10 protein-coding genes are annotated in these 10,877 nt (G+C 45.5%); 9 read left to right on the top strand and 1 reads right to left on the bottom strand.

Going from position 1 to position 10,877, the window contains the following annotated elements; translation table 11 throughout:
• Positions 1-415 precede the first annotated feature (415 nt).
• From recJ to PCY11_RS08880, 5 genes are all read left to right on the top strand, one after another.
• On the top strand, positions 416-2,641 hold the full coding sequence (recJ, locus tag PCY11_RS08900) for a single-stranded-DNA-specific exonuclease RecJ (RefSeq protein ID WP_070846050.1): 2,226 nt from the start codon (positions 416-418) through the stop codon (positions 2,639-2,641).
• Entirely contained in the window at positions 2,638-3,231 is a 594-nt protein-coding gene (locus tag PCY11_RS08895; RefSeq protein ID WP_049522802.1) for a TipC family immunity protein, read from the top strand. The genes recJ and PCY11_RS08895 overlap by 4 nt, the downstream gene beginning before the upstream one ends.
• Before the next feature lie 159 nt (positions 3,232-3,390).
• On the top strand, positions 3,391-3,903 hold the full coding sequence (locus PCY11_RS08890; RefSeq protein WP_003007878.1) for an adenine phosphoribosyltransferase: 513 nt from the start codon (positions 3,391-3,393) through the stop codon (positions 3,901-3,903).
• Positions 3,904-4,004: 101 nt separating this feature from the next.
• A complete protein-coding gene (metA, locus tag PCY11_RS08885; protein ID WP_024055870.1) occupies positions 4,005-4,949 on the top strand; it encodes a homoserine O-succinyltransferase in 945 nt (314 codons plus the stop codon).
• A gap of 9 nt (positions 4,950-4,958) precedes the next feature.
• Complete coding sequence (locus PCY11_RS08880) at positions 4,959-5,642, top strand: DnaD domain-containing protein (protein WP_049472318.1); 684 nt, start codon at positions 4,959-4,961, stop codon at positions 5,640-5,642.
• Between the two features lie 323 nt (positions 5,643-5,965).
• Here PCY11_RS08880 and add read toward each other — a convergent pair whose 3' ends face one another.
• On the bottom strand, positions 5,966-6,985 hold the full coding sequence (gene add / locus PCY11_RS08875) for an adenosine deaminase (RefSeq protein ID WP_070846052.1): 1,020 nt from the start codon (positions 6,983-6,985) through the stop codon (positions 5,966-5,968).
• Between the two features lie 136 nt (positions 6,986-7,121).
• Between add and yghU the strand changes: the two genes are divergently transcribed.
• The 4 genes from yghU (at position 7,122) to PCY11_RS08855 (ending at position 10,752) form a co-directional block, all read left to right on the top strand.
• A complete protein-coding gene (yghU, locus tag PCY11_RS08870) occupies positions 7,122-7,910 on the top strand; it encodes a glutathione-dependent disulfide-bond oxidoreductase (RefSeq protein ID WP_070665215.1) in 789 nt (262 codons plus the stop codon).
• A gap of 270 nt (positions 7,911-8,180) precedes the next feature.
• The gene (locus PCY11_RS08865) at positions 8,181-8,870 is read left to right on the top strand and encodes a tRNA (adenine(22)-N(1))-methyltransferase TrmK (protein ID WP_045759623.1); all 690 of its coding nucleotides are present in this window, start codon (positions 8,181-8,183) and stop codon (positions 8,868-8,870) included.
• The gene (locus PCY11_RS08860) at positions 8,857-9,654 is read left to right on the top strand and encodes a Nif3-like dinuclear metal center hexameric protein (RefSeq protein WP_049522799.1); all 798 of its coding nucleotides are present in this window, start codon (positions 8,857-8,859) and stop codon (positions 9,652-9,654) included. Before PCY11_RS08865 ends, PCY11_RS08860 begins: the two co-directional genes overlap by 14 nt.
• Positions 9,655-9,663: 9 nt before the next feature.
• Positions 9,664-10,752 carry an FAD-binding oxidoreductase gene (locus PCY11_RS08855; protein WP_080976903.1) on the top strand — a complete coding sequence of 363 codons (1,089 nt, stop codon included), beginning with the start codon at positions 9,664-9,666 and terminating at the stop codon, positions 10,750-10,752.
• The last annotated feature ends 125 nt before the right edge of the window (positions 10,753-10,877 follow it).

Here is a 10,877-nt window from a genome sequence, read left to right as displayed (position 1 = left end):
TCAGTTGCTTTATTTGAACATGTATTTAGAGAAGAAGGACCTTACCTCTATTGAGAAAATATGGGGGCATACCTCAATATCCTATCTTTAGTCTGTCCATACTAGAGGATTGGTTGGACCTGAAACAAACTTTCTAAAAACAATGATTCGATAGAAAAACGGAAGAAATTTACGCTTCATAATATAAAATGATAATAAGCAGTGCAAACTTAACAGAATAATCATCCCATTACATTTTTAAAAGATTATTATCAACATTATTATATTCTTTTAGTGTGATAAGTCAAGTTAAATGCAACAAAAATAAGGCAAAATGTTGATTTTGGTTTTTGTATAAGTCGACCTTTTATTTCCCGCCATTTTAGCCTTTCATGTTATAATATTCAGATAAGAAAAAGAGGAGACCAAAAGCTAGATGATCACTTCAAAATATGATTGGCAGTTAGCTTCGCCAAGTGCAGATGAGGCCTTTTTAGCCCTTGCCAAAAAAGCAGGCCTAGAAGCATCTGTAGCAACCTTGCTGTATGAGCGTGGCATTCAGACCAAAGAGGATTTAGAAGACTTTTTAGAACCCAAGCTGGAGAAGCTACACGACCCATATTTGCTCCATGATATGGACAAGGCAGTGGAGCGCATTCGTCGGGCCATCGAAGATTACGAGCAGATCCTCATCTATGGAGACTATGACGCGGACGGGATGACTTCGGCCTCTATTATAAAGGAAACCTTGGAGCAGATGGGAGCAGAGGTGCAAGTCTACCTACCCAACCGCTTCACAGACGGCTATGGTCCCAATGAGAGTGTCTACAAGTACTTTATCGAGCAGCAAGGTATTTCTTTGATTGTCACGGTGGACAATGGTGTCGCGGGTAATCAAGCCATCGCTATGGCCCAGGCAATGGGAGTAGATGTCATTGTAACGGACCACCACTCTATGCCAGAGGACTTGCCGGATGCTTATGCGATCATCCATCCGGAGCATCCAGATGCGGCTTATCCCTTCCATTATCTAGCAGGTTGTGGTGTGGCCTTTAAGTTGGCCTGTGCCCTCTTAGAAGAAGTGCCGGTTGATCTTTTAGATTTGGTCGCGATCGGGACCATCGCTGACATGGTGAGTCTGACAGATGAAAATCGAATTCTGGTTAAATACGGTCTGGGTGTTCTCCAACATACCCAGAGGATGGGCTTGCAGGAGCTTTTGGAGATCGCAGGGATTCGTCTGGAGGATGTCAATGAAGAAACAATTGGCTTTCAGATCGCCCCTCGTCTCAATGCCCTTGGTCGCCTCGATGACCCAAATCCAGCCATCGAACTACTGACTGGTTTTGACGATGAAGAAGCGCACGAGATTGCTCTCATGATTCATCAAAAGAATGAGGAACGAAAAGAGATCGTCCAAAGCATCTACGACGAAGCTAAAACCATGGTCGACCCAAGCTTGTCTGCCCAGGTCTTGGCTAAAGAAGGCTGGAATCCGGGAGTGCTTGGCATTGTTGCCGGTCGTCTCTTAGAAGAACTTCACCAGCCGGTTGTTGTTTTAAGCATCGAAGATGGACGGGCTAAGGGGAGCGCTCGGAGTCCTGAGTCGTTCAATATCTTTGAGGCTCTCGATCCTCACCGGTCGCTCTTTGTCGCCTTTGGAGGACATGCCGGTGCAGCAGGGATGACCTTAGATGTGGACCAACTCCCTTCCTTGTCTCAGGCCCTTACGGATTATATTCGAGAGCAAGAGATTGATCTCAGTAGCAAGTCCACCTTAGCCATCGATGAGGAACTACATCTAACAGAACTAACGCTTGAGACCTTGAAAAACTTTGATCGCTTGAGCCCTTTTGGCATGGACAATAAAAAACCAGTCTTTCTGGTCCGTAATTTCAAGGTAGAAGGGGCACGCTCGATGGGAGCTGGCAATACCCACTTGAAACTCAAGATCTCTCAAGAAGATGCGACCTTTGAGGTGGTTGCCTTTGGCTTGGGAAGTTTAGAGGCAGAGTTTGCGCAAGCGCAAGACCTAGAGCTAGCCGTGCAGTTGTCGGTCAACCAATGGAATGGCCAAACAACCCTTCAGCTCATGTTGGTTGATGCGCGTGTGGACGGCGTGCAGCTCTTTAATATCCGCTCTAAAAATGTCAGCCTCCCCGCAGGTGTTCCCGTTCTGGATTTTACTAAAGAATTGCCAGATCTATCTGGGGCATCCGCTGTGGTGGTTGGAAATATCCCAGAGGATATAGAGCAACTACGGCAAATCTTCCAAGAGCATGATTTGCAAGCCGTCTATTTCAAAAATGAGATCGCCAAAGCCTACTATCTAACAGGCTACGGTAGCAGGGACCAGTATGCCAAGCTCTATAAGACCATCTACCAGTACCCAGAGTTTGATGTCCGCTACAAACTGAAAGACCTAGCAGCCTATCTCAAGATCCAGCAGATCCTCTTGGTCAAAATGATCCAGATCTTCCAAGAGCTGGGCTTTGTGACCATTGAAAATGGGGTCATGAAGGTCAATAAAGAAGCAGAAAAACGGGAAATCGCTGAAAGCACCATCTACCAAAAACTCAAACAAACGGTGAAAGAGCAGGAGTTGATGGCCCTTGGGACGGTTCGTGAAATCTATGACTATCTGACAGGACAGACCTTATGAAAAAACACCTAAAACAGTTTCTCTGGCTCAGCCCCTTCCTGCTTTTAGCTCTTTATTGGCTAGGAATCTACCTGAGTTTAAAAAATCCCATGGATGAGATTGTCTACTCTGAAAATGGTGGCTTGATGCGCTATGTGATGTTTAAGCCCTTTACAGAAACGATAGGAAATGATGGTATCTGGAAAGAAGATGAGGGATTTCAAACCTACCATTATTCAAAAGGAATTGTTGATGGAAACGAAGACTTGTCCGTGATGATGTTTAGAGGAACTCCCAACTGGACCTATATGTATGATTTTAAATTGGAAAAAGGTGTGACACTCGGATTTATATTTAAATACGACTCGTCAAAAAAGCTGTTTTTTCAGAAGGAGGTCTACCTTTCTAAAGAAGATACTACCTACGAGGGCCAGCAACTCCTTGAGAAACTTGCTACCTATGGCAAAGACCGTGCTTGGCTTCGAGACCAAAGTAAGAAAGTCGCTGAACAATACATCCTTGGTACCTGGTTCAAAAATGGAAGCTCCCGATATTCCCTGAAAAACTTGGGAGATATGAAAATCGAGTACAATAAATTCATAGAAGAATAGTAAGTTTTTTTGGAATTCAATCCCACATCATTTTTCGGATGTGGGATTTTTGCTTTTGACGCGGGAGCTTGGGAAAATGATTTGGCAAAAAATGATGCAAGTTAGTAGAATTCATGATATAATGGAATGTAAAAAAATTTTTATGAAAGAAAGTTAACCATGAATTTAAAAGATTACATTGCAAGCATTGAAAACTATCCACAAGAAGGAATTACCTTCCGTGATATCAGCCCTTTGATGGCAGATGGCAATGCTTATAGTTATGCGATTCGTGAAATCGTTCAATACGCGACAGATAAGAAAATCGATATGATCGTTGGTCCTGAAGCGCGTGGTTTCATCGTTGGATGTCCGGTCGCTTTTGAGTTGGGAATTGGATTTGCGCCTGTCCGTAAGCCTGGTAAATTGCCACGTGAAGTCATCTCTGCTGACTACGAAAAAGAATACGGCGTTGATACCCTCTGTATGCACGCAGATGCCATCAAACCAGGCCAACGCGTCCTCATCGTTGATGACCTTTTGGCTACGGGTGGTACCGTTAAAGCAACCATCGAAATGATCGAAAAACTCGGTGGCGTCGTTGCAGGGTGTGCCTTCTTGATCGAGTTGGATGAATTGAAAGGTCGCGAAGCGATCGGCGATTACGACTACAAAGTCTTGATGCATTACTAATATAGTCTAATACTATAACTGGCTACAGAAAAACCATAATTGAAAACTATAAGCTCCTATCATATAATGTTAGTTAAGAACTTGCACGATGGGAGCTTTTTATGCCAATTACTCTAGATAAAAAATTACCAGCAGTCGATATCCTTCGTTCAGAAAATATTTTTGTCATGGATGATGTTCGAGCAACTCACCAGGATATTCGTCCTATAAATGTTCTGATTTTGAATCTCATGCCGACTAAGGAAGCAACTGAGACTCAACTGCTACGCCTCCTGGCCAATACGCCCTTGCAGATCAATGTAGATTTCCTCTATATGGCGAGCCATAAGTCTAAAAATACAGCGGCCGAGCATATGGAGAGTTTTTACAAGACTTTTGAGGATATCAAGGATAATTACTATGACGGCTTGATTGTGACGGGGGCGCCTGTCGAAAAGATGGACTTTGAGGAAGTGGACTACTGGGAAGAGTTGACCCAGGTCTTTGAATGGGCCAAGCGTCATGTTTTTTCTACCCTGCACCTCTGTTGGGGAGCCCAGGCTGGACTGTACCACCGTTACGGAATTCAAAAAGTAGAGCTCTGTGACAAGCTATCGGGCATCTATGACCAAGCAGTGGTGCGTCCCGATAGTCTGCTCATGAGAGGATTTGACGATCGCTTCCTTGCCCCTCATTCTCGCTATACAGATATTCCTTTGAAGGAAGTCCTTGAAAAGAGCAATCTTCAAGTGATCGCTCAGGGAAATGAAGTTGGGCTTTCCATCATTGCTAGTCCAGACATGCGTGAGGTCTATAGCTTTGGCCATCTGGAATATGATCGCGATACGCTGGCAAAAGAATACCACCGAGATGTCAAGGCGGGCTTGGATCCAGATGTTCCCAAGAATTACTTTGATGGGGATGACGCTAATACAGAGCCTCGCATTCGTTGGAATCTAGCTGCGACGACTTTCTTTAGTAATTGGATCAACTATGCGGTTTATCAAGAAACACCTTACCGCTTGGAAGAATTGGAAAAAGATATTTCATTTTATGGTTACCTATAAAGGGGAATTATGACATATTCACAAGCATTTAAGTATGGCAACTTGGTTCTTCCAAGTGCCTTGCTTTTTCATTATCATGAATTGTTTGACCAAGCAGATGATTACTTGGTTTGGCAGTTTTTCTTCCTTCAAAATACGACTGGCCAAGAGGCCTTAACTCCCAATCAGATTGCTAGTCATCTAGGAAAAACGGTGACAGAGGTCAATCGGATTATGTCCAATCTGACCACCAAGGGACTCCTTCAGTACCGGACCATTGAGCTCAATGGCGAGATTGAAGCCATCTTTGATGCGACCATTGCCCTGGAGCGCTTGGATGAGATTTTAGAATCCCAATTACAAGGGAAGGCACAGAGCGCGCCCGCTAAGGGAAATGTCATCAAGGATTTGGTGGAAACCTTCCAACAAGAACTGGGACGACTCTTGACACCTTTTGAGATTGAAGACCTGACCAAGACTGTGCGCGAGGATCAGACAGATCCAGATGTGATCAAGGCAGCATTACGAGAAGCTGTCTTTAACGGCAAGCCTCACTGGAAATATATCCAAGCCATTTTACGCAACTGGCGCAGTGAAGGCATCAACAGTCTAGCCCAAGTAGAGGCGAAACTACAAGAACGCGAACAAGCCAACCCACGCAATGTGACAGTTTCAGACGATTTCTTGAAGGCCATGGATTTGTGGAAAGATTAAAAAAACTAGCACTTTATAAAAGTGCTAGTTTTTGAATGTAGACAAACTTCTTTTGAATGAAATAACCTGCATAATTTCGCGAAGATAGAAGAAATATGAGGATTTTAGAGCAATATTAGGATGTATTGGAACTTTCCGCTGTGAGAATGGTACTTGAAACACTATTGTTTCAAGTACCCGGGAGTTTTGAAACTTTAGGTTCAAAACTAAGTCTTGGAACTTCGGAGAAGTTCGCAGACGTCCGTACTCACCTAAGGAAAGTTTCTAATAAGTTACTGTCTTCAATCTAAAACGATTGCTTAATCAAATGTAAGCTAATCCGTTTATAGATAGTCCGCGTAGGCTTTTTTTAGTTTGCTAAGGAGTTCTTGTTTTTCCTCCTCACTAGCAAAGGAAGCCTGGATGGCATCGACATTGTGCTGGTAAAAGTCAGTTTCCTTGGTTTGGAAATGCTGATGGTAGAGGGCGTATTCCTTGGTGAGGTCGGTATCAGATACAGTCCGGTTATCGGTATTGATACTGATTCGAGCACCTGCTTCCTTCATTTTCAAATAAGGGAAATCCTCTAAAGTCGGCGCTGCTTTTGTCTGTAAGTTGCTGGTCAAGCAGAGTTCACCAGTAACCCCATTTTCAATAAAGGATTGGAGTAAGGCTGGTTCATGAGATAGAGCCGTCACGTGGCCATTGCGTTTGATGCCAAATGCAATCGATTGGGCAACAAAGTGTGGGCAATGACACTCACCTGCGTGAAGCGTCATGGGCCGATGGTAACTTTTGACTTGCTCGATTAGAGGTCGAATATCTTCTGGAGAGTAGTTGTGCTCATCTCCAGCAAAGTCAAAACCGACAAAATCTTGATCACTAACTTGGTTGGCTTCTGCCAGGATGCGAGAGGTGAGTTCTTGATCCGACTGGCGCATGCCGCAGACGAGGGCTTTCGCGACAATGCCAAATTCCTCCTGGGCTTGGCGCAGTCCTTCACAGACAGCATCGATAGTTTCTGGAACAGTGAGTCCTTGATCTATGGACAATTCTGGTGCAAAACGGACTTCGATGTAGACGACATTTTCCAGAGCAGCTTGCTTGGCCACATCGTAAGCAGCAAGCGTCAAGGCTTCCTTAGTTTGAAGGAGGGGCCGAATGTAGTTAAATGCCTCCAAATAGTCCAAAAGATTCTCACAGTGGGCAGGCGCAGTGACATGGTGCTTGAGCTCCTCATCGCTAGCAGGTAGGTCAATATGGGCCATAGCTGCCAACTGGCGAATGATTGGAAGCGATAAGGAACCGTCTAAGTGACAGTGAAGTTCTGTCTTTGCCAAACTATGAAAATCGATCGTGGACATGGTTTTCTCCTTAAAATTGTATTTTTTCTATACTATCATTTTGGCAAAAAAAGTCAAGTAGCCTTCGCGTAGCAGATCTTTGAAAGGGAGGCCGATATTTGATATGCTAGGAGTAGCGAAATAAAGGAGAAAAAAGATGTCAGACTATCAATTATCAGAAGTATGGAAAGCACCGAGCCAAATGGGAGGAGCTTGGGGTGGCTTGAACCAACCCACAGCAGGTGCCCGCTTTGAACAAACCCTTCCAAAAGGGGATCAACCTTTCCAACTCTATACCCTTCCAACACCCAATGGAATCAAGGCTACCATTATGCTGGAGGAACTCAAAGAGTTGGGAGTGGATGCAGGCTATGACGCTTATCGGATCAAGATTGGTGAGGGAGATCAGTTTGGTAGTGACTTTGTAGCCATCAATCCTAACTCGAAAATTCCGGCCATGTTAGATCAATCAGGCGATCAAGACATTCGTGTCTTTGAATCAGCTAATATCCTCCTGTATCTAGCCGAGAAATTTGGCAAATTAATCCCGACTGATCGGGCTAAACGGACAGAAGTGCTCAACTGGCTCTTCTGGCAGACGGGTGCAGCACCTTTTCTAGGGGGAGGCTTTGGTCATTTCTTCCACTATGCGCCGGAGAAAATCGAGTATGCCATCAACCGCTTTGCCATGGAAGCCAAACGTCAATTGGACCTACTGGACAAGGAACTGGCCACTAAACCTTATATCGCAGGAGATGACTATACCATTGCAGATATCGCCATCTGGTCTTGGTATGGCCGTCTAGCCCAAGACAAGGTCTGGGACCGTGCAGGAATTTTCTTAGATGTGAAGGAATATAAGCATCTGCAAGCTTGGACAGAGAAAATTGCCAATCGCCCAGCAGTGCAACGAGGCTTGGAAGTAGACTATAAGGAAATTGACTAAAGTCTAATATCGGCTTGTTGAGGATGATAGCGAGAGTTTCCGCCGTGAGTATAGCACATGAAACGTATAAGTTTCATGTGCCCGGAAGTTTTGAGACATTAGACTCAAAACTTAGTCATGGAACTTTGAAGAAGTTCGCTGACGTCCGGACTCACCTAAGGAAAGTCTAAAGTAATACCTTTCCATAATAGACAAGGCGCCGTTGCGCCTTTTTTTAATGGTGCAAACATGGTATACTAAAGGGTGGAATAAAAGTATAGAAAGTAGCACATGGAATTTACAAAATTATCAAATCGATTGGACTTGGTGGCTAGCTTCGTCCCAGCTGGAGCTCGTCTGTTGGACGTGGGGAGTGACCATGCTTATCTGCCAATCGCCCTCTTACAAGAAGGCAAGATTGAGGCTGCTATTGCTGGTGAAGTGGTAGAGGGGCCTTATCAATCTGCCCTCCAAAATGTCGCCGATAATGGTTTAGAGGACAAGATTGAGGTCCGCCTGGCCAATGGTTTGGCTGCCTTTGAACCAGCAGACGGCATTTCCTGTATCACCATTGCTGGTATGGGAGGACGCTTGATTGCAGACATCCTAGCCGCAGGTCTTGAGAAATTAGCCAATGTCTCTCGCTTGGTCCTACAGCCCAATAATCGTGAAGATGAACTGCGGGCTTGGTTAGTCGACCATGATTTCCACATTGTTGATGAAGCGATCTTGGAAGAAAATGAGAAGTTCTATGAGATCCTCGTGGTGGAACAGGGTTCTCAAGAGTTGACAGCCAAGGAACTGCGTTTTGGTCCCTATTTGATGCGGGAACAAGCTCCAGCCTTTGTCCAAAAGTGGTCCAAGGAAGTAGAGAAATTAGCCTTTGCCTTGGAGCAGGTCCCAGCTGAAAATCAATCGGCCAGAGCATCGTTAGAAGAGCGCATCTCACAAATCAAGGAGGTTCTACATGTTAGCAAGTGAAGTCATCAAACGCTATGAAGCCTACTGTCCTCAGGAACTATCCATGGACGGAGATGTCCGTGGGCTACAGGTCGGCACTTTGCAAAAAGACATCCATAAGGTCATGGTGGCCTTAGATATCCGCGAGCAGACGGTGGCGGAAGCTATCGCTCATGGGGTGGACTTGATCATCGTCAAGCACGCGCCGATTTTCCGTCCCATCAAGGATTTGGTAGCTGATCGGGCTCAAAATCAGATCTATATCAATTTGATCAAGCATGATATCGCAGTCTACGTCAGCCATACCAATATTGACATTGTTCCAGATGGTCTCAACGATTGGTTCTGCCAGCTCTTGGACATTGAAGATACAGAACCCCTCAGTATGACGGGAGAAGGGCTCGGAATTGGTCGCATCGGTCGGGTAGCTACTCAAACCTTTGGACAGTTGACTAGCAAGGTTAAAGAAACCTTTGGCTTAGATGCTTTGCGCCTAGTCAGTTATGATCAGGCGGATTTGGATCGGGTTATCAAGCATGTCGCAATCTGTGGAGGAAGTGGCCAGTCCTTTTACAAGGATGCTCTCGCCAAGGGAGCAGATGTTTATATCACAGGAGATATCTACTACCACACGGCTCAGGACATGCTGAGCGATGGCCTCTTGGCCTTAGATCCCGGGCACCATATCGAGGTTCTCTTTGTGTCAAAACTAGTAGAAAAGCTCAATCAGTGGAAGGCTGAGGAAGCCTGGGAGATTGAAGTGATTGGCAGTCAAGCCAGCACCAATCCTTTTTACCATATCTAAGGGGTCATGATGAAAGTTGCCATTATTGGTGCAGGGATCGTGGGATCCACTGCAGCCTATTATTTATCCAAAGAAGCACAAGTGGATGTGACTGTCTATGACCATGGAGTCGGCCAAGCAACCAAGGCGGCGGCAGGCATTATTAGCCCTTGGTTTTCCAAACGGCGTAATAAGGCTTGGTATCGCCTGGCTCGTCTGGGGGCTGATTTCTACCAAGAATTGGTAGAAGACCTGGCCAAGGACGGAATTAATACAGATTTTTACCAGCAGACCGGCGTCTATCTCCTCAAGAAAAAGGAAGAAAAATTAGACGAACTCTATCAGTTGGCGCTGAGTCGTCGGGAAGAATCTCCCTTGATCGGAGACTTAGCGATTTTAAACAAAGAAGAAGTGTGCCAACAATTCCCAGGTCTACAAGGCTTTGAACAGCTCCTTTATGCCTCAGGTGGGGCCCATGTAGAGGGAGCCCTTCTAACGGAAACTCTCCTTGAAGCCAGTGGCGCAAGACTGATTAAGGAAGAGGTTGCTTTGGCTATTACAGAGGATGGTTTTCAGATAGCAGGAGAAAGCTATGACAAAGTCATCCTGGCAACAGGAGCCTGGTTGGGTCAAATGCTCGAGCCACTTGGCTACCAAGTTGATGTCCGTCCTCAAAAAGGACAGTTGAGGGATTATCAGCTAGACCGAGATATTGCTGATTATCCAGTGGTCATGCCGGAAGGAGAGCTGGATATCATTCCCTTTCAGAAGGGCAAGATCAGTATGGGAGCCACTCATGAGAATGAGATGGGCTTTGACCTGACGGTGGATCAGGCTTTGCTGAATCAGATGGAAACAGAAGCCTTGGCCTACTATCCAGAACTCGCTCAAGCCGAAGTTATCGGGGAGCGCGTGGGAACCCGTGCCTACACCAGTGACTTTTCACCATTTTGGGGAGCTGTTCCTGATCAAGTAGGCCTCTATGTCGCCAGTGGACTTGGTTCGTCTGGCCTCACAACTGGTCCCCTCATTGGGTGGCACCTATCCCAACTCGTGGTAGGAGGAAACCTGCGCTTAGATCCAGCAGATTATCCAGTTGAACAATATGTGAAGAAGTAGGCTGGGACAAAAGTCCTAGCCTCTCAATTATTTTTGGATTGTCGAGCAAGACGCAGTGGTTGAGTGGGCTCTACTACGCTGATTTCATCAGCTTTTACAGCCCTACTCAACTGTGCGGAGGTGGG

It is taken from the genome of Streptococcus sp. SP8, assembly GCF_030440045.1.
Classification (GTDB): domain Bacteria; phylum Bacillota; class Bacilli; order Lactobacillales; family Streptococcaceae; genus Streptococcus; species Streptococcus parasanguinis_I.
The sequence above is the reverse complement of the archived record's forward strand: the minus strand, read 5'-3'. Positions and strand labels throughout refer to the sequence as shown.